This is a genomic window from Metapseudomonas otitidis, assembly GCF_011397855.1.
GTDB classification, from domain to species: domain Bacteria; phylum Pseudomonadota; class Gammaproteobacteria; order Pseudomonadales; family Pseudomonadaceae; genus Metapseudomonas; species Metapseudomonas otitidis.
In genome coordinates, this window is sequence record NZ_AP022642.1 from 1,551,853 (window position 1) to 1,569,608 (window position 17,756).

Consider the following 17,756-nt stretch of genomic DNA (forward strand, 5'->3'; position numbering starts at 1 on the left):
AGTTTGCAGGGGCCGCGTCTTTACTCCCCAGGGATCGGCTTTCCGGGCCGACAACCACGAGGAGACAGGCATATGAGCATCACAAGGACAGCAATACCCTTGCTACTTGTGTCGACTCTGCTGACCGGCTGCGCCGGCCTGCAGAAGACCGACTGGCCCAAGTGCGCAGCAGTAGGCGGTGTAGGCGGTGCGGCGTTGGGTGCGATCGAGAGCAGTTCCTGGGCGGGTTGGGGGGCGTTGCTCGGTGGCGGCCTGGCGGCCGGCTACTGCTGGTCGCACGGCGACGGCGACGAGGATGGCGACGGCGTACCGGACAGCCGCGACAAGTGCCCCGGCACGCCGCGCGGTACCGTGGTGGACGCCAACGGCTGCCCGCCGGCGGCCCCGGTGGTGGAGCAGGTGGAAGAGGTGGTGGTGGTCAAGGAAGAAACCATCGTGGTCCGTGACCTGCTGTTCGCCTTCGATTCGGCCAAGCTCGATCCGGCCGACAAGATCAAGCTGGACACCATCGTCGCGCGGCTGCGCAACGAGGCCCCCAGCGCTCGCCTGAGCGTGACCGGGCACACCGACAGCGTCGGCAGCGATGCGTACAACCTCAAGCTGTCGGAGAAGCGCGCCAAGTCGGTGGCGGACTACCTGGTGGCCTCGGGGATTCCGGCGGACAGCGTGCAGTCGGTCGGCGGGGCGGGCGAGAGCGAGCCGGTGGCGGACAACAAGACCGCTGAAGGCCGCGCGCTGAACCGCCGCGTGGAGATCGTCATCCACCGCTAGGCCACGGCCCGCGTGGCCTGCGGCTTGGCAAGCGCAGCGCCGGGGTCTTTACTCCTGTGTTGCCGGCATTCGGTCGGTGACACAGGAGAACTTCATCATGAGTACCTTTCCACGGGTGGCTCTCTTTCTTCTGGTCGGCAGTGTTCTTTCCGGTTGCGCCTCGACGTCCAGTAAGGGCGACGCGCCGCTCAACCAGGGGAACTGGCCAATCTGCAGTGCGATCGGTGCCCTGGCCGGCGGTGGGCTGGGGGCGATCGAGAGTTCAGCCTGGGCTGGGGGCGGGGCCGTCGCGGGTGCGGTGGTCGGCGGCCTCATCTGCTATGCCCAGGACGGTGACGCGGACGGTGACGGTGTCTTCGACCGCCGCGATACCTGCCCCAACACCCCGGCCGGCATGAAGGTCAACCACAACGGTTGCCCGCAGCCGAGCTACCCCGACACGGTGCGCAACGAGCCGCCACCACCCCCGCCGCCCGCCGAGGACGAAGTCATCGTGCTGAGCGACCAGGGCAAGGTGCTGTTCGCCTTCGACTCGGCCGAGCTCACGGCGGCCGCCAAGCAGGAGCTGGCCACCATCGCGACCCGCCTGAACGGCGCCTCGATGGTGTCGGTGAAGGTGGTCGGGCATACCGACAGCGTGGGGGCCGATGGCTACAACCAGCGGCTTTCCGAGCGCCGGGCCCGCAGCGCGGCGGACTACCTGATCAGCCAGGGCGTGCCCTCGGGCAAGGTCACCACCGAAGGGTTCGGCGAAAGCCAGCCGGTGGCGGACAACGGCACCGACGCAGGCCGTGCGCAGAACCGGCGGGTGGAGATCCACGTCGACCGTTGAAACATGTCAGACCATCGAAGGGGCCGGCAGGCCCCTTCTTTTTGCCTGTTATCAACCGCCGGTATCTGGCTTATGAAGGGAGGCGCAAAGGTCGCCAGGACAGGAGGTCCGTCGCTGCAACTTTATTTCGGCGGGGGTATTTGGCTGCGGCGACGTTAGGGGTAAGGTCGCCCCACTAGAAAAACAAAGGGGGTGACATGAAATTATTCCTGGGGGTGGGCAAGTCCGTTGCCCTGCTGTTCTGGCTGGCGGTGCTGGCCAATCTGTTCGAACCCTTCGCTCGACCCTTCTCCACACTGCTCAATGGCCTCGCCCTGCTGGTGCTCGGGCTGCACGTGCTGGAAGCGCTGCTCTACAACGCCCAGCTCCGGGCGCGGCCGCACCCCTGGCGGGACCGCCTGCAACTGATGCTCTTCGGCGTGTTCCACCTGGCCGGACTGCCGAAGCAGGAGGCCAGCCATGCGTAGACTCTGCCTCCTCGCCCTGCTGGTCAGCCCGCTGGCCCTCGCTGAAACCAGCGTGACCGTCGCCACCAACAGCTTCATCAAGCTGCCGGCACTGACCGGCACCCTCAGCCTCGATCGCGTGGTGATTGCCGACCACGGCACCCTCGTGGTGCCTGCCAGCATCACCGAACTCAAGGTGGGCGAGTTGCGCATGGGGCGTGATGCGCGCATCGGCATTGCCTCGGCTGATCAGCCCTTCCGCCTGGAAGTCACCCAGGGTGAGATCGCCACCGGCGGCCACATCACCGCCTCCGGCGCAGCCGGCAGCATGAAGAAACCGGCCAGCGACGGCCGCGACCTGACCCTGCGCCTCGGCACCGTCGCCGTCGACGAACTCACCGTGGATGTACGCGGTGGCATCGGTGCACCGGGCTACAGCGGCCTGGCCGGTGCCGATGGCAAGCCCGGTGGCTGCCTCTGGGGCCAGGCCAGCCGGGGCCACGATGGCCAGAACGGCGGCAACGGCGGGGAAGGGGGCAAGGGCGGGCACATTCGCCTGGAAGTGGCCCAGGACTTCCCGCTGGAGCAGGTACGGGCCCGGGTCGAGGGCGGTGCCGGCGGGCCGGCCGGCGAGGCCGGTGCCCCCGGCGCGGGTGGTGCCGCCAAGGGCTGCCTGGTCTACAGCACCGACCGTGGCCAGAAAGGCCGGGCCGGCCAGCCGGGGCAGGCAGGCCCGGCCGGCACGAACGGTCGCATGGACGTGGTGCGCTACTGACCTCAGAAGCTGGGGCGGGCGGCGGCGATGGCCACCAGCAGCAGCCCCAGCAGCAGGTTGATCCCCACCAGCCGACGGATGCGCCCCAGGGCCGCGCCGCCGGCTGGCCAGTCTTCCGCCGCCACGGCGCGCTTCAGTTCCGGTAGCTGCAGCAGGCTGACCCGCAGGAACAGCGCCAGCATGGCCAGGTACAGGCCCACCATGATGTGCACGTAGCGCGGCGAGCCGTCGAAGCCGGCGAAGCGCAGGTGCATCATCCCCACGCCGCTCAGCGGCAGCGCCAGCACGGCGACCCAGACCCAGACGAAGAACCGGCGAAACACCTCGATCCACAGCTTCAGGCGCTCTGGCGGTTGCAGCGTGGTCACGGCCGCCGGGCGCAGCACCATCCAGGCGAAGAACATGCCGCCGACCCACACCAGGGCGGCGAGGACGTGGGCAGCGTAGAGCGCGGCGAAGGGCGTCATCGGGTTTCTCCAGTCGGAAACAGGGCGCGGTATGATAGCCGCCCTGTTAAAGTACTGAAAATTTATCCAGCTCTCCGGCGTCCGCAACCTCCCCATGCTCAGCACCGAACTCAAGTCCCAGATCCAGGGGGCCTACTCCCGTTTCCTCGAAGCCAAGGGGCTCAAGGCCCGCTATGGGCAGCGCCTGATGATCGCCGAGGTGGCCAAGGTGCTTGGCGCCATTCCCCAGGATGACGAAGGGCACCGCCAGGGCGAGCCGGCGGTGGTGGCGGTGGAGGCCGGCACCGGTACCGGCAAGACCGTGGCCTACAGCCTGGCGGCGATTCCTTCGGCCAAGGCGGCGGGCAAGCGGCTGGTGATCGCCACGGCCACCGTGGCCCTGCAGGAGCAGATCGTCCACAAGGACCTGCCCGACCTGATCCGCAACAGCGGGCTGAATTTCAGCTTCGCCCTGGCCAAGGGGCGCGGTCGCTACCTGTGCCTGTCCAAGCTCGACATGCTGCTGCAGGACGGCCAGGCGCAGAGCGCCACCGCGCAGCTGTTCGCCGAAGAAGGCTTCCGCATCGACGTCGACGAGAGCAGCCAGAAGCTGCTCAACCAGATGATCGAGCGCCTGGCCGGCAACCGCTGGGACGGCGACCGTGACTCCTGGCCCGAGGCCATCGAGGACCAGGACTGGGCCCGCGTCACCACCGACCACAGCCAGTGCACCAAGCGCCATTGCCCCAACTTCCAGCAATGTGCCTTCTACAAGGCGCGCGAGGGCATGACCAAGGTGGACGTGATCGTCACCAACCACGACATGGTCCTGGCAGACCTTGCCCTGGGCGGTGGTGCCGTGCTGCCCGACCCGCGCGAAACCCTCTACGTGTTCGACGAGGGCCACCACCTGCCGGACAAGGCCATCGGCCACTTCGCCCACTACACCCGCCTGCGCTCCACCGCCGACTGGCTGGAGACGGTGGCCAAGAACCTCACCAAGCTGCTGGCCCAGCACCCGCTGCCGGGGGACATGGGCCGCCTGATCGAGAACGTGCCCGAGCTGGCGCGGGAGATCCGGGCCCAGCAGCAATTCATGTTCACCGCCTGCGAAGAGCTGGCCGACTTCCGGGCCGGCGAAGACATGGAAGGCCGCGAGCGCCCGCGCCACCGCTTCGAGGGCGGCGTGGTGCCGGAGCACCTGGTGGAGATGGGCATCGAGCTGAAGAAAGGCTTCGCCAAGCTCAACGACCTGTTCACCCGCCTGGCCGAACTGCTCAAGGAAGCCATGGACGGGGAGGGCGCCAACGGCCTCTCCAGCCAGCAGGCCGAGGAGTGGTACCCGCTGTTCGGCAGCCTGCAGACCCGCGCCCAGAACAACTGGGAGCTGTGGACCGCCTTCACCACCGAGGACCCGGAGGAGAGCCCGCCCATGGCGCGTTGGCTGACCCTCGCCGAGTTCGGCGCGGCCTACGACATCGAGGTCAACGCCAGCCCGATCCTCGCCGCCGAGACCCTGCGGCGGAACCTGTGGAACGTCGCCCACGGCGCCCTGGTGACCTCGGCGACCCTCACCGCGCTCGGCACCTTCGACCGTTACCGCATGCGCGCCGGCCTGCCGCGGCAGTCGGTCACGGCCGTGGTGCCCAGCCCCTTCCACCATGCCGACGCGGGCCTGCTGCGGGTGCCGGACCTCAAGGCCGACCCCCGTGACGCCGCCGCCCACACCGCCGCCATCACCCGCGAGCTGCCGCGCCTGGTGGAAGGCGCCCGGGGCACCCTGGTGCTGTTCGCCTCGCGCCGGCAGATGCAGGACGTGTTCGACGGGCTGGAGCGCGACTGGCGCAAGCGGGTGCTGATCCAGGGCAACCTGTCCAAGCAGGAGACCCTCAACAAGCACAAGGCCCGGGTGGACGACGGCGAGCCCAGCGTGCTGTTCGGCCTGGCGTCCTTCGCCGAGGGTGTGGACCTGCCGGGTGCCTACTGCGAACACGTGGTGATCGCCAAGATCCCCTTCGCGGTGCCGGATGACCCGGTGGAAGCGGCCCTGGCCGAGTGGATCGAGGCCCGTGGCGGCAACCCCTTCATGGAGATCGCCGTGCCCGATGCCTCCCTGCGCCTGGTGCAGGCCTGTGGTCGCCTGCTGCGTACCGAAAGCGACCGCGGCACCATCACCCTGCTGGATCGCCGGGTGGTCACCCAGCGCTATGGCAAGGCCATCCTCAACGCGCTGCCCCCCTTCCGACGCGAGATCGAATGACCGGACGGTCCCCGGCGCTTGACGCCGGGCTTGCCTCTGCGATCATTGCCCGCTCGCGCGGACACGGATCGCTCGATCAGCGGCAACATTCGCCGGATCCGTTGTCTATGCACTGACTTTTCTTGGGGATCGGCTTGATGTTCTCGACACCTAAATCGGCACGCCTGCTGCCCATCGTGCTGGCCCTGGCCGGCATGAGCGCCTCCGTCCAGGCCGACACGCTGTTCAATTTCGTGCGTCCGCTGGACGCCGTCACCGTCACCACCCAGGACGCTGCCCTGCCCAGCGTCACCGCGGAAACCACGCCCGAGGGGGAGGTGCTGCGTCGCCTGACCTTCAACCCGGCCGAGAAGCCCAGCCTGCGCCTGGCGCCGCAGAACGGCACCTGGGACTGGAGCCAGGCCGGTGTCATGAGCCTGCGCCTGCAAAGCGCCCAGGACTGGGCCATCACCCTCGACGTCACCGTCGAAAGCGCCGACGGCAAGACCTTGCGCAGCCGCATCGCCCTGCCGGCCGGCCCTGCCCAGACCCTGCTGCTGCCCCTGGCCGCCACATCGCCCCGTGCCCAGGGCATGCGCGCCGCGCCGCCCCAGCCCTGGGTGAAGGACGGCAAGCGCTACCTGCTGGCCACCGAGGTGGAAGGCGAGCTGGACCTGTCCAAGGTCACCGCCGTGACCCTTTCCCTGGAGCACCCGGACGCGGCGCAGAACATCCTGCTGGGCCGCTTCGGCACCGAGGACAAGAACCCCCAGGCTGATTTCTACGCCGGCCTGATCGATGCCTACGGCCAGTACACCCGCGCCGACTGGCCGGAGAAGGTCAAGAGCGACGAGCAGCTCAAGGCGGCCGCCGAGAAGGAGCGCAAGCAACTGGAGGAATGGAAGGCCAAGCTGCCCGAGCAGGACGCCTATGGTGGTTGGCTCGGTGGCCCGAGCTTCGAGGCCAGCGGGTTCTTCCGCACCGAGAAGCGTGACGGGCGCTGGTACCTGGTCTCTCCCGAAGGCCACCCGTTCTTCTCCCTGGGCGTCAACACCGTCACCCCGGACAACAGCCAGACCTACGTCGAAGGCCGCGAGGGCATGTTCACCGCGCTGCCCAAGGACGGCGAACCCCTCGCCAACTGGTACGGCAACGGCGACAGCCGCCGCGAGACCGGCTCCAACAAGGGGCGGGCCTTCGACCATGGTCGCTGGTACGACTTCTACCGTGCCAACCTGGAGCGCACCTACGGTCCGCAGGAGCCCGCACGCTGGGTCGAACACAGCCTGGATCGCCTGAAAGCCTGGGGCTTCAACACCGTGGGCAACTGGAGCGCCGGCGAATTCGGCACCGCCCAACGCATGCCCTACACCCTGCCGCTGTCGATCCATGGCGATTTCGCCACCATCAGCACCGGCCTCGACTGGTGGGGCGGCATGCCCGACCCGTTCGACCCGCGCTTCGCCATGGCGGCCGAGCGGGCGATTGCCATTGCCGCCCGTGACCACCGCGACGACCCCTGGCTGATCGGCTACTTCGCCGACAACGAGCTGGCCTGGGCCGGCCCCGGCAGCGATCCCAAGTCCCGCTACGCCCTGGCCTACGGCACCCTGCGCCTGACCACCGACGTGCCGGCCAAGCGTGCCTTCCTCAAGCAGCTGCGCGACAAGTACCGCAACCAGCAGGGCCTGTCCCAGGCCTGGGGCATCGAGCTGCCGGCCTGGGAGCTGATGGAGGACCCGGGCTTCGAGGCACCGCTGCCCAATCCCGAGCACCCGGCCATCGAGGAAGACCTCAAGCGCTTCCAGCGCTTCTTCGCCGACACCTACTTCAAGACCATCGCCGAGTCGATGAAGTGGCACGCACCGAACCACCTGCTGCTGGGCGGACGCTTCGCCGCCACCGTGCCGGAGGCCGTGGAGTCATGCGCCCAGTATTGCGACGTGCTCAGCTTCAACTTCTACACCCGCGAGCCGCAGCAGGGGCATGACTTCGAGTTCCTGCGCAAGCTGGACAAGCCGCTGCTGGTCACCGAGTTCCACTTCGGTTCCCGCGACCGGGGCCCGTTCTGGGGCGGTGTCTCCGAGGTCTACAAGGAAGAGGAGCGTGGCCCGGCCTACGCCAACTTCCTCAAGAAGGCCCTGGAGGAACCGCTGATCGTCGGTGCCCACTGGTTCCAGTACCTTGACCAGCCCGCCAGCGGTCGCCTGCTGGATGGCGAGAACGGCCACCTCGGCCTGGTGGCCATCACTGACCGCCCCTACGAGGGCTTCGTCAAGTCGGTGCGCAAGACCAACCTCGACATCGCCGCGCAACTGGCCGCTCCCGCTCCGGCAGCGAACGAGTCGGCCAAGCAGCCGGCCAGCGCACCGAAGGCAGCGCCCGCCAAGCCCGAGACGCCGAAGGCCCAGGCACCCAAGCCTGAAGCCGCCAAGCCGGAAGCCCCGAAGACCGAGCCGGCGAAGCCCGAGGCGCCGAAAGCTGAGGCACCCAAGGCCGAGCCTGAGGCCAGCGAAGCGCCGAAGCCTGAGGCGTCCAGCCCCGTGCCGGCCCAGCCTGCACCCGAGGCCAAGGATGCAGCGCCGGCACAACCCGCCGCGAACTGAGGCCACCCGCGCCGAACTTCAGCGGGGTTCACAGCAGACGGCGGCATCGCAACAATGCCGCCGTCGTCTTTTTTGAAGGAGAGTGATGGTGCAGATCCAGGGTTACTTCGACTTGCGTTTCGAAGCGGTGCGCGACCAGTTCGCCGCCCTGTTCGAGGGCTCCCAGGAGCGCGGGGCCGCGCTGTGCGTGCAGGTGGGCGGGGAGACCGTACTCGACCTGTGGGCCGGCACCGCCGACAAGGACGGCCAGCAGGCCTGGCACAGCGACACCCTGCTGAACCTCTTCTCCTGCACCAAGACCTATGCCGCCGTCACCGCCCTGCAGCTGGTGGGGGAGGGCAAGCTCGACCTCGATGCACCGGTCGCCCGTCTGTGGCCGGAGTTCGCTGCCGCCGGCAAGGAGCGCATCACCCTGCGCCACCTGCTCAGCCATCGCGCCGGCTTGCCGGCGATCCGCGAGCCGTTGCCGGCCGAGGCGCTCTATGACTGGGACGCCATGACGACCGCCCTGGCCGCCGAGCAGCCCTGGTGGACGCCGGGCGAGGGCCATGGCTACGCGCCCATCACCTACGGCTGGCTGGTGGGCGAACTGATCCGCCGTGCCGATGGCCGTGGCCCCGGTGAATCCATCGTGGCCCGCGTGGCCCGGCCCCTGGGGCTGGACTTCCACGTCGGCCTGGACGATGCCGAATTCCATCGTGTCGCCCACATCGCCCGGGGCAAGGGCAACCTGGGGGATGCAGCGGCCCAGCGGCTGCTCAAGTGCATGATGAGCGAGCCCACCGCCCTCAGCACCCGCGCCTTCACCAACCCGCCGTCGATCATGACCAGCACCAACAAGCCCGAATGGCGGCGCATGCAACAGCCGGCGGCCAACGGCCACGGCAATGCCCGCAGCCTGGCCGGCTTCTATGCCGGCCTGCTGGATGGCAGCCTGCTGGACTCGGCACTGCTGGCCGAGCTGACCCGCGAACACAGCCTGGGTGACGACCGCACCCTGCTGACCCAGACCCGTTTCGGCCTGGGCTGCATGCTGGAGCAGCCCGATGTGCCCAATGCCACCTACGGCATGGGGCGCCTGGCGTTCGGCCATCCGGGTGCGGGCGGTTCCATCGGTTTCGCCGATCCGGAGCGCGACGTGGCCTTCGGCTTCGTCACCAACACCCTCGGTCCCTATGTGCTGATGGACCCCCGCGCCCAGCACCTGGCACGCACCCTGGTCAGCTGCCTGTAGCGCCACTCGTCAGCTGGAACGAATATCCCTTTTCGGATTAATGGGTTGCGTCCAGAATTTCAGCCTGAATCTGAGATTGATGCGCCATCACGCGATGGCGCATCGGCTTTCTTCACCCCTCCTGTCACGGGTCCTTTCCATGAAGCTGTTCAAGTACTCCACCTTGATCCTCTGCATGACCGTTGCTGGTTGCAGCACCTTCAGCCATGACAAGCAGCCGGCGGAGGCCCAGGCGCAGAACAGCGGTACCCACCACTGGTGGTGGCCGTTCGGTGGGGGCGAACAGAAGGCCGAGCCGGCCAAGGTCGCCAAGATCGACACCCAGGCCACCCAGGCCTGGCTGGACCAGTACGAGCCGCGCCTGCGTGAAGCGGTGAAGGGCTCGCGCATGGAAGTGGAGCGCCGCGACAACGTGCTGGTAGTCACCGCGCCGGTGGACGGTTCCTTCAACCCGGACCGCCCGAGCATGCTGCTGCCGATCTCCCTCGGGCCGGTGTCCCGCGTTGCCAAGCTGGTGGAGGGCGATGCCAAGACCGGCGTGCTGGTGCTCGGCCATGCCGATCCGTCCGGCGACGACGCCAAGAACCGCCAGCTCAGCCAGGAACGGGCCCAGGCCGTGGCTGCCATCTTCCGCCTCAGCGGGCTGCAGCGTGACCGCCTGTCGCTGAAGGGTGTGGGCTCCGACATGCCGCGCGCCGCCAACGACAGCAAGGACGGCCGTGCCCTGAACCGCCGTGTGGAAATCGTCCTCACCCCGCAGGACACCCTGGTGGCCCTGCTGGCGCGTTACAACCAGCCGCCCAAGGTCGCCCAGCAGGCGGTTGCGGCAGATCAAGGCAAGTGAGCAATCCTCGGATAGGCTAGCGTTTTCCCTTTCCGGAGAGCCCCCATGACCCAGACCCTGGCCGATATGCGCCGCGACTACACCCGCGACGGACTCAGCGAGGAGCAGGCCCCCCAGGAGCCGCTCGCGCTGTTCCACCGCTGGTTCGACGAGGCGGTAAAGACCGAGCAATTGCCCGTCGAACCCAACGCCATGACCCTGGCTACGGTGGACGCCGATGGGCGCCCCCATTGCCGGGTGCTGCTGCTCAAGGGGCTGGATGAGCGTGGCTTCACCTTCTTCAGCAACTACGACAGTGCCAAGGGCGAGCAACTGGCGGCGCGGCCGTTCGCGGCCATGACCTTCTTCTGGCCCAGCCTGGAGCGCCAGGTGCGCATCGAGGGGCGCGTGGAGCGGGTGACTCCGGCGGAGTCTGACGCCTACTTCCAGGTCCGCCCGCTGGGCAGCCGCATCGGCGCCTGGGCCTCACCGCAGAGCCGGGTGATCGCCGATCGCGCCGAACTGGAGGCCTTGCTGGCCGACACCGAGCGGCGTTTCCTCAACCAGTCCCCCACCTGCCCGCCGCACTGGGGCGGCTACCGGCTGCTGCCGGAGCGCGTCGAGTTCTGGCAGGGGCGCCCAAGCCGGCTGCACGACCGCCTCAACTACCGCCTGGTAGATGGGCGCTGGCAGCGCGAGCGCCTCGCACCCTAGGACGCCTGGGGCGGCTGCGGGTAACGGCTGGCCGCCTGCTCCAGCCAGGCCTGCAGCGCCTTGCGCTTGATCCCCGCAGCCTTCGCCGCCTCCAGTTGCTCCAGCATGTAGGCGCGGCGCTGCGGGTCATCCCCCGCCATCGACAGGGCCAGGTCGCGGTCCACCCAGCGCTTGATGCGCACGTAGATCCACCAGTGGAAGTACAGGCCCGCGACGGTGGTGACGACGATGATGAAGTAATCCATGGACTAACCTTGCTGCTCGGCACCCTGGCGTCGTTTCGTTGTCCGATAGCCGTGGCTGTACGGAAACTGAACGAGTCTGCACTTTGGCCGAGCGTCGAGTGACAGTTGAAGGTGCCGCGCAGTCTAATGGAGGCGCATCCAATCTGGAGGAAAAATCATGCGTAAATCCGTTCTGCTGGCCGCTTCGTTCGCCTCGATGGCGATGGTTCTGAGCGGCTGTCAATCGAGCCTGACCGGAGACACCTACTCCCGCGCCGAGGCCCGCCAGGTGCAGACCGTGCGCATGGGGACCATCGAATCGCTGCGCCCGGTGAAGATCGAGGGCACCAAGACCCCCATCGGCGCCGGTGCCGGTGCGGTGGTGGGCGGTGTCGGCGGCAGCGCCATCGGCGGTGGCCGTGGCAGTGTGGTGGCCGCCGTGATCGGCGCCGTGGCCGGTGGCCTGCTGGGCGCCGCGACCGAAGAAGGCCTGACCCGCACCCAGGGCGTGGAGATCACCGTGCGCGAGGATGACGGTTCCATGCGCGCCTACGTGCAGGAAGTGCAGGAAAACGAGATCTTCCGTGTCGGCGAACGTGTTCGCATCATGACCGTCAATGGCACCAGCCGCGTGACCCACTGATCCATCCCCCCGCAACCGGCGGGCTTTCCGCCGGTTCGTCCCCTACGCTTCATCTCACCAGCCAACCGGCAGGCGATTCATGGCTCTGTAGAGCGGGTCGCCTGTTCCGGCTTGCTAGGTTTTGAAATAATTCATGCATGCGCGGTGATCGATAGTTCTGGATAATCGATCACCGCATCGCCATTGCCGTGCTCAGCGCTGGCAGGCCGAAAGAGGAGGATTTCGATGCTACTGGCGCTGATCGTCGCCCTGCCGTTCCTGGGAACCCTGTTGCCGCTGCTGTTCGGCCGCCATTGCCGCACCCGTGCCGCGCTGGCAGCCGCCGTGGCGCCGGCCATCGGCCTTGGCCTGCTGCTCGCCCAGGCCGGCACCGTGCTGGGTGGGGAGGTCCTGAAACTGTCCATCCCCTGGTTGCCGCAGCTGGGGCTGAACTTCAGCCTGCGCCTGGATGGGCTGGGCTTCCTCTTCGCACTGATGATCCTCGGCATCGGCCTGCTGGTGATCCTCTACGCCCGCTACTACCTCTCCGAGCGCGAGCCCTGTGGCCGCTTCTTCGCCTACCTGCTGCTGTTCATGGGTGCCATGCTCGGCGTGGTGCTGTCCGAGAACCTGTTGCTGATGCTGGTGTTCTGGGAGGCCACCAGCCTGTCGTCGTTCCTGCTGATCGGTTTCTGGGGGCATCGCTCCGACGCCCGCAAGGGCGCACGCATGGCGCTGGCGGTCACCGGTGGCGGCGGCCTGGCGTTGCTGGCGGGCATCCTCCTGCTCGGGCAGATCGCCGGCAGCTTCGAGCTGACCGAGGTGCTGGCCCAGGGCGAGCTGATCCGCCAGCACAGCCTCTACCCGGTGATGCTGTGCCTGGTGCTGCTGGGGGCGCTGACCAAGTCGGCGCAGTTCCCCTTCCACTTCTGGCTGCCCCACGCCATGGCCGCGCCGACCCCGGTGTCCGCCTACCTGCACTCGGCGACCATGGTGAAGGCCGGTGTGTTCCTCCTGGCGCGGCTCTACCCGGCCCTGGCCGGCACCGACCTGTGGTTCTACCTGGTGGGCCTGAGCGGCCTGGCGACCCTGCTGCTGGGCGCCGGTATGGCGCTGTTCCAGCATGACCTCAAGGGCCTGCTGGCCTATTCCACCATCAGCCACCTGGGCCTGATCACCCTGCTGTTCGGCCTGGATACCCCGCTGTCCAACGTCGCGGCGGTGTTCCACATCATCAACCACGCCACCTTCAAGGCATCGCTGTTCATGGCGGCCGGCATCATCGACCACGAGACCGGCAGCCGCGACATGCGGCAGATCAACGGCATGTGGCGCTACCTGCCGCACACCGCCGTGCTGGCGATGGTCGCCTCCCTGGCCATGGCCGGGGTGCCGTTGCTCAACGGCTTCCTCAGCAAGGAGATGTTCTTCAGCGAGACCCTGGGGCAGGACCTGCTGGGCAGCTTCAGCTGGCTGATCCCGGCCGGGGCGACCCTGGCGGGCGTGTTCTCGGTGGCCTACTCGCTGCGCTTCGTCCATGACGTGTTCTTCAACGGCGAGCCGCGCCAGTTGCCCAAGTTCCCGCCCCATGAGCCGCCGCGCTACATGAAGGTGCCGGTGGAGGTGCTCGTCGCCCTGTGCCTGCTGGTGGGCATGGCGCCGAACTTCAGCGTCGCGCCCCTGCTGGCGGCCGCGTCCTCGGTGAGCATGGGCGGCACGCTGCCGGAGTACAGCCTGGCGATCTGGCACGGGCTCAACCTGCCGCTGCTAATGAGCACCCTGGCACTGGTCGGCGGCGTGCTGATCTACATCGGCCGCAAGCCGCTGTTCCTCTGGTACGAAGGGCTGCCGGACGCGGACGCGAAGGAAATCTTCGAGGCAGCCGTCCAGCGGCTGATCGGCGTGGCTGCGCACTTCATCGCCGCGCTGGAGAACGGCTCCCTGCAGCGCTACATGGCGGTGCTGCTGCTGGCGGCCATCGTCGTGGTGGTCGTGGCCCTGGCGCCGCTGACCTCGCTGACGGGCTCGCGGCCGCTCACCGGGCTGGATGGCGTGACGGCGGTGGGAATGCTGGTGCTGGCCGCCAGCGGTGTGCTGACGGCGTTGCTGCACCGCCAGCGCATGGTGGCGCTGCTGGTGCTGGGCGTCGGCGGCCTGCTGGTGGCCCTGGCCTTCGCCCGCTTCTCCGCGCCCGACCTGGCACTGACCCAGCTGACGGTGGAGGTGGTGACCCTGGTGCTGCTGATCCTCGCCATGTACTACCTGCCCTCGCGTACCCCGGCGGAAAGCTCCAGCCTGCGCATCCTCCGCGACCTCGGCCTGGCCGGCGCCGGCGGCACCCTGGTGGGCCTGCTGACCTACGCGGTGATGACCCGCCCGTACACCACCATCGCCGACTACTTCATTGCCAACGCCATCCCCGGCGGCGGCGGGCACAACGTGGTCAACGTCATCCTCGTGGACTTCCGCGGGTTCGACACCCTGGGCGAGATCACCGTGCTGGCGATCGCCGCGGTGGGCGTGCATGCGCTGCTGTCCGGGCTGTTGCTGCGCAACCCCACCTGCGATCCCCAGGGCCGCAACTGGGCACGGGCCAAGCACCCGCTGATCCTCGAAACCCTGTCGCGGCTGCTGCTGCCCCTGGCGCTGATGGTGTCGGCCTTCATCTTCCTGCGCGGGCACAACCTGCCGGGCGGCGGCTTCATCGCCGGCCTGATCACCGCCGTGGCCCTGGTGTTGCAGTACATCGCCAGTGGTTCGGCCTACGTCGAATCGCGGCTGCCGCTGCGCTACCAGCGCATGGCCGGCTGCGGCGTGCTGCTGGCCGGCCTTACCGGGCTGGGCAGCTGGGCCTTCGGCGCCCCGTTCCTGACCTCGGCCTTCGACCACTTCCACCTGCCGCTGGTGGGTGAGTTCGAACTGGCCACGGCACTGGCCTTCGACCTGGGCGTCTACCTCGCCGTGGTCGGCGCCGTGATGCTGATCCTCTCCGGGCTCGGCAAGCTGAGCCTGCACCCGCCCATGACCGAGGAGGTCCACTGATGGAAGCCCTGTTCGCCGTCACCCTCGGGCTGCTCACCGCCAGCGGCCTGTACCTGCTGCTCCGGGCGCGCACCTTCCCGGTCGTGCTCGGGCTGACGCTGTTGTCCTACGCGGTCAACCTGTTCCTCTTCGCCATGGGGCGCCTGGCAGGCGACGCCGCCGTGCTCGGCCAGGGCGGCACCCCGGCCGACCCGCTGCCCCAGGCGCTTGTGCTCACCGCCATCGTCATCGGCTTCGCCATGACCGCCTTCGTGGTGGCCCTGGCCCTGCGGGGCGTCGGCGAGCTGGGCAACGACCATGTCGATGGCCGCCGTGACGGGGAGGGCCGATGAACCACCTGCTCATCCTGCCGATCCTCCTGCCCCTGTTCGCCGGGGCGGCGCTGCTGATGCTGCCCTCGCTGGAGCGCATCAAGCGCACCCTGTCGATCCTTGCCTGCCTGGCGCTGATTCCCGTGGCCCTGTTGCTGATGCGGCAGGCGGCGGAAGGCGACCTGCAGGTGTACGCACTGGGCGGCTGGCAGGCACCGTTCGGCATCGTGCTGATGCTGGACCGCCTCAGCGCGCTGATGCTGCTGGTCACCGCCGTGCTCGGCACCGCCGTGGCGATCTATGCGGCCCGGGGTGATGACCGCCGGGGCATGCGCTTCCACGCGCTGCTGCAGTTCCAGCTGCTGGGCCTGAACGGCGCCTTCACCACCGGCGACCTGTTCAACCTCTTCGTGTTCTTCGAGGTGATGCTGATCGCCTCCTATGCGCTGCTGTTCCATGGTGGCGGTGCCGAACGGACCCGCGCCGGTTTGCACTACGTGGTGCTGAACCTGGTGGGCTCGGCGTTCTTCCTGATCGCCCTGGGCGTGTTCTACGGCATCACCGGCACCCTCAACATGGCCGACCTGTCGGTGAAGGTGGCCGCCGTGGCACCCGCCGATGCGCCGTTGCTGGCGGCTGCCGGGCTGCTCCTGCTGGTGGTGTTCGCACTCAAGGCGGCGTTGCTGCCGCTGCACTTCTGGCTGCCGCGTGCCTATGCCGTGGCCAGTGCGCCGGTGGCGGCGCTGTTCGCGATCATGACCAAGGTGGGCGTCTACTCCATCGTGCGGGTCTACCTGCTGGTGTTCGGTGCCGGGGCGGGTGAGCTGGCCCACCTGGGCAACGACTGGCTGTGGCCGCTGGCGCTGCTGACCATGGCCGTGGCCGCACTCGGTGCCCTGGCTGCCGCCAGCCTGCAGGCGCTGGTGGCCTACCTGGTGCTGCTCTCCGCCGGCACCCTGCTGGTGGCCGTGGCCCTGGGCACGCCGGCCTCCCTGGGCGCGGCGCTTTACTACCTGGTGCACAGCACCTGGGCGGCGGCCGGGCTGTTCCTGCTGGCCGACCTCATCAGCCGCGAGCGTGGCGAACGCCGGGGCGCGCTGGTGCAGGGGCCGCTGCTGGAGCACCCGGCCCTGCTGGGCGGCGCCTTCTTCTTCGCGGCCATCTCGGTGGCCGGCCTGCCGCCGTTGTCCGGCTTCATCGGCAAGCTGCTGCTGCTCAAGGCCGCGACGCCGGGCCTGCCGACGGCCTTGCTGTGGGGCGTGCTGCTGGGCGGCAGCCTGCTGTGCCTGGTGGCCCTGAGCCGGGCTGGCAGCACGCTGTTCTGGCGCACCACCGGGGCTGATGCGCCCGGTGGCGAGGGGCTCGACGGCGTGCGCCTGGCCGTCACCCTTGCCCTGCTGGGCCTGGCGGTGCTGCTGGTGGTGCTGGCGGGCCCGCTGATGAGCTACCTGGAGGCCACGGCCACCCAGCTGCACGATGTCGATCTCTACCGGCAGGCCGTCCTGCCAGGAGCGGGCGCATGATCCGTCGTCTCTTGCCCCATCCGGCCACCAGCCTGCTGCTGCTGGTCACCTGGCTGCTGCTGGTGGATTCCCTGTCCTTCGGCCAGTGGCTGCTGGGCGGCGCACTGGCCGTGCTCATCCCGCTGCTGTGCAACCCGCTGATGCTGGAGCACCCGCGCGCCTGGCGCCCGGCCCGCCTGGCCCGGTTCATCCTGCTGGTGCTGTGGGACATCCTGGTGGCCAACTTCCTGGTGGCCCGCCAGACCCTCGGCCCGATCCGGCGCCTGCAGCCGGGGTTCGTCGAGGTGCCGATCGACCTGGACAACGAAATGGCCACCAGCCTGCTGGTGTGCGTGGTGTCCCTGACCCCGGGCTCGGTGTCCGCCGACCTCAGCGGCGACCGCCGCATCCTGCTGGTCCACGCCCTGGACGTGCCCGATGCCGACGCGCTGGTGGCGGAGATCAAGCAGCGCTACGAAGCGCCCCTCAAGGAGGTGTTCCCATGCTCGCGTACGTGATTCCCGTCTGCCTGGGGCTGCTGGTGGTGGCCATGCTGCTGACCCTGGCCCGCCTGGTGCGCGGGCCCTGCCTGCCCGACCGGGTGCTGGCGCTGGATACCCTCTACGTCAACGCCATCGCCATGCTGATCCTGCTGGGCATCTGGCAGGGCACCAACCTGTATTTCGAGGTGGCGCTGCTGATCGCCGTGCTGGGGTTCGTCGGCACGGTGGCGGTGGCCAAGTACATGCTGCGCGGAGACATCATCGAATGAACATCGCCGACCTGCCCCTGTGGGCCGAGATCCTGGTTTCCCTGCTGCTGCTGCTGGGGGCGCTGTTCGTGCTGATCGGTGCCATCGGCCTCTATCGCCTGCCGGACTTCTTCATGCGCCTGCACGGGCCGACCAAGGCCACCACCCTGGGTGTGGGCAGCCTGGTGATGGGGTCGCTGGTGTACTTCTCCTGGGTGTCCGGCACGCTCAGCTTCCACGAGCTGCTGATCAGCCTGTTCCTCTTCATCAGTGCCCCGGTCAGTGCCTACATGCTGGCCAAGGCCGCTGTGCTGCAGCAGCTGCCGCTCACTTCGCGGACCCGCGGCAAGCCCTGGCAGCAGTAACAGTTTTACCGGGCGGCTGTGCCTGTCGGGGGCGCCTGCCGCCCCCTAGACTG

Annotated in this window: 17 protein-coding genes and 1 pseudogene; 16 read left to right on the forward strand and 2 right to left on the reverse strand. The window is 68.5% G+C overall.

Going from position 1 to position 17,756, the window contains the following annotated elements; translation table 11 throughout:
• Window positions 1-72: 72 nt before the first annotated feature.
• The 4 genes from PotMrB4_RS07275 (at window position 73) to PotMrB4_RS07290 (ending at window position 2,824) form a co-directional block, all read left to right on the forward strand.
• Complete coding sequence (locus tag PotMrB4_RS07275) at window positions 73-771, forward strand: OmpA family protein (protein WP_172432900.1); 699 nt, start codon at window positions 73-75, stop codon at window positions 769-771.
• A gap of 97 nt (window positions 772-868) precedes the next feature.
• Entirely contained in the window at window positions 869-1,603 is a 735-nt protein-coding gene (locus tag PotMrB4_RS07280) for an OmpA family protein (RefSeq protein ID WP_172432901.1), read from the forward strand.
• Between the two features lie 197 nt (window positions 1,604-1,800).
• Window positions 1,801-2,070, forward strand: a complete 270-nt coding sequence (locus PotMrB4_RS07285; RefSeq protein ID WP_074969177.1) for a DUF1145 domain-containing protein — start codon at window positions 1,801-1,803, stop codon at window positions 2,068-2,070.
• Window positions 2,063-2,824: a collagen-like protein gene (locus PotMrB4_RS07290; protein ID WP_172432902.1), complete on the forward strand. Its 762-nt coding sequence runs from the start codon at window positions 2,063-2,065 to the stop codon at window positions 2,822-2,824. Before PotMrB4_RS07285 ends, PotMrB4_RS07290 begins: the two co-directional genes overlap by 8 nt.
• 2 nt (window positions 2,825-2,826) lie before the next feature.
• On the opposite strand, the gene PotMrB4_RS07295 is transcribed toward PotMrB4_RS07290, so the two are convergent.
• A complete protein-coding gene (locus PotMrB4_RS07295) occupies window positions 2,827-3,291 on the reverse strand; it encodes a CopD family protein (protein ID WP_044413353.1) in 465 nt (154 codons plus the stop codon).
• 94 nt (window positions 3,292-3,385) lie between these two features.
• Here PotMrB4_RS07295 and dinG point away from each other — a divergent pair, with 94 nt between their 5' ends.
• From dinG to pdxH, 5 genes and pseudogenes are all read left to right on the forward strand, one after another.
• Entirely contained in the window at window positions 3,386-5,530 is a 2,145-nt protein-coding gene (dinG, locus tag PotMrB4_RS07300; protein WP_044413355.1) for an ATP-dependent DNA helicase DinG, read from the forward strand.
• Window positions 5,531-5,667: 137 nt separating this feature from the next.
• Window positions 5,668-8,115 carry a beta-agarase gene (locus tag PotMrB4_RS07305; RefSeq protein ID WP_394354024.1) on the forward strand — a complete coding sequence of 816 codons (2,448 nt, stop codon included), beginning with the start codon at window positions 5,668-5,670 and terminating at the stop codon, window positions 8,113-8,115.
• Window positions 8,116-8,203: 88 nt separating this feature from the next.
• Window positions 8,204-9,349, forward strand: a complete 1,146-nt coding sequence (locus tag PotMrB4_RS07310; RefSeq protein ID WP_172435057.1) for a serine hydrolase domain-containing protein — start codon at window positions 8,204-8,206, stop codon at window positions 9,347-9,349.
• A gap of 139 nt (window positions 9,350-9,488) precedes the next feature.
• Window positions 9,489-10,190 (forward strand): annotated as a pseudogene (locus PotMrB4_RS07315) (OmpA family protein); the annotation flags it as partial.
• A 48-nt stretch (window positions 10,191-10,238) separates the two neighbouring features.
• On the forward strand, window positions 10,239-10,886 hold the full coding sequence (gene pdxH, locus PotMrB4_RS07320; protein WP_044413361.1) for a pyridoxamine 5'-phosphate oxidase: 648 nt from the start codon (window positions 10,239-10,241) through the stop codon (window positions 10,884-10,886).
• On the opposite strand, the gene PotMrB4_RS07325 is transcribed toward pdxH, so the two are convergent.
• A complete protein-coding gene (locus PotMrB4_RS07325) occupies window positions 10,883-11,131 on the reverse strand; it encodes a hypothetical protein (RefSeq protein WP_044413363.1) in 249 nt (82 codons plus the stop codon). The two genes, pdxH and PotMrB4_RS07325, sit on opposite strands and share 4 nt — an antisense overlap.
• A gap of 157 nt (window positions 11,132-11,288) precedes the next feature.
• Between PotMrB4_RS07325 and PotMrB4_RS07330 the strand changes: the two genes are divergently transcribed.
• From PotMrB4_RS07330 to PotMrB4_RS07360, 7 genes are all read left to right on the forward strand, one after another.
• On the forward strand, window positions 11,289-11,753 hold the full coding sequence (locus PotMrB4_RS07330) for an outer membrane lipoprotein (protein WP_074969173.1): 465 nt from the start codon (window positions 11,289-11,291) through the stop codon (window positions 11,751-11,753).
• A gap of 225 nt (window positions 11,754-11,978) precedes the next feature.
• Entirely contained in the window at window positions 11,979-14,774 is a 2,796-nt protein-coding gene (locus PotMrB4_RS07335; RefSeq protein ID WP_172432903.1) for a monovalent cation/H+ antiporter subunit A, read from the forward strand.
• Complete coding sequence (locus PotMrB4_RS07340; RefSeq protein ID WP_044413370.1) at window positions 14,774-15,106, forward strand: Na+/H+ antiporter subunit C; 333 nt, start codon at window positions 14,774-14,776, stop codon at window positions 15,104-15,106. Before PotMrB4_RS07335 ends, PotMrB4_RS07340 begins: the two co-directional genes overlap by 1 nt.
• Window positions 15,103-16,608, forward strand: coding sequence for a monovalent cation/H+ antiporter subunit D (locus PotMrB4_RS07345; RefSeq protein ID WP_172432904.1), 1,506 nt, complete (start codon window positions 15,103-15,105; stop codon window positions 16,606-16,608). The genes PotMrB4_RS07340 and PotMrB4_RS07345 overlap by 4 nt, the downstream gene beginning before the upstream one ends.
• Window positions 16,605-17,105 (forward strand): Na+/H+ antiporter subunit E, encoded by a 501-nt coding sequence (locus PotMrB4_RS07350; protein WP_172432905.1) that lies wholly within the window; start codon window positions 16,605-16,607, stop codon window positions 17,103-17,105. The genes PotMrB4_RS07345 and PotMrB4_RS07350 overlap by 4 nt, the downstream gene beginning before the upstream one ends.
• Window positions 17,090-17,359, forward strand: coding sequence for a K+/H+ antiporter subunit F (locus tag PotMrB4_RS07355; RefSeq protein ID WP_044413378.1), 270 nt, complete (start codon window positions 17,090-17,092; stop codon window positions 17,357-17,359). Before PotMrB4_RS07350 ends, PotMrB4_RS07355 begins: the two co-directional genes overlap by 16 nt.
• Window positions 17,356-17,703: a Na+/H+ antiporter subunit G gene (locus PotMrB4_RS07360; protein ID WP_082078339.1), complete on the forward strand. Its 348-nt coding sequence runs from the start codon at window positions 17,356-17,358 to the stop codon at window positions 17,701-17,703. The genes PotMrB4_RS07355 and PotMrB4_RS07360 overlap by 4 nt, the downstream gene beginning before the upstream one ends.
• Window positions 17,704-17,756: the final 53 nt, after the last annotated feature.

Excerpts from the sequence above, each read along its gene's own strand:
- PotMrB4_RS07285 (WP_074969177.1), top strand. The coding sequence starts at position 1,801 with ATGAAATTATTCCTGGGGGTGGGCAAGTCCGTTGCCCTGCTGTTCTGG.
- PotMrB4_RS07295 (WP_044413353.1), bottom strand. The coding sequence starts at position 3,291 with ATGACGCCCTTCGCCGCGCTCTACGCTGCCCACGTCCTCGCCGCCCTG.
- PotMrB4_RS07325 (WP_044413363.1), bottom strand. The coding sequence starts at position 11,131 with ATGGATTACTTCATCATCGTCGTCACCACCGTCGCGGGCCTGTACTTC.
- PotMrB4_RS07350 (WP_172432905.1), top strand. The coding sequence starts at position 16,605 with ATGATCCGTCGTCTCTTGCCCCATCCGGCCACCAGCCTGCTGCTGCTG.
- dinG (WP_044413355.1), top strand. The coding sequence starts at position 3,386 with ATGCTCAGCACCGAACTCAAGTCCCAGATCCAGGGGGCCTACTCCCGT.
- PotMrB4_RS07280 (WP_172432901.1), top strand. The coding sequence starts at position 869 with ATGAGTACCTTTCCACGGGTGGCTCTCTTTCTTCTGGTCGGCAGTGTT.
- PotMrB4_RS07355 (WP_044413378.1), top strand. The coding sequence starts at position 17,090 with ATGCTCGCGTACGTGATTCCCGTCTGCCTGGGGCTGCTGGTGGTGGCC.
- PotMrB4_RS07330 (WP_074969173.1), top strand. The coding sequence starts at position 11,289 with ATGCGTAAATCCGTTCTGCTGGCCGCTTCGTTCGCCTCGATGGCGATG.
- PotMrB4_RS07335 (WP_172432903.1), top strand. The coding sequence starts at position 11,979 with ATGCTACTGGCGCTGATCGTCGCCCTGCCGTTCCTGGGAACCCTGTTG.
- PotMrB4_RS07290 (WP_172432902.1), top strand. The coding sequence starts at position 2,063 with ATGCGTAGACTCTGCCTCCTCGCCCTGCTGGTCAGCCCGCTGGCCCTC.
- PotMrB4_RS07340 (WP_044413370.1), top strand. The coding sequence starts at position 14,774 with ATGGAAGCCCTGTTCGCCGTCACCCTCGGGCTGCTCACCGCCAGCGGC.
- PotMrB4_RS07345 (WP_172432904.1), top strand. The coding sequence starts at position 15,103 with ATGAACCACCTGCTCATCCTGCCGATCCTCCTGCCCCTGTTCGCCGGG.
- PotMrB4_RS07305 (WP_394354024.1), top strand. The coding sequence starts at position 5,668 with ATGTTCTCGACACCTAAATCGGCACGCCTGCTGCCCATCGTGCTGGCC.
- pdxH (WP_044413361.1), top strand. The coding sequence starts at position 10,239 with ATGACCCAGACCCTGGCCGATATGCGCCGCGACTACACCCGCGACGGA.
- PotMrB4_RS07275 (WP_172432900.1), top strand. The coding sequence starts at position 73 with ATGAGCATCACAAGGACAGCAATACCCTTGCTACTTGTGTCGACTCTG.
- PotMrB4_RS07360 (WP_082078339.1), top strand. The coding sequence starts at position 17,356 with ATGAACATCGCCGACCTGCCCCTGTGGGCCGAGATCCTGGTTTCCCTG.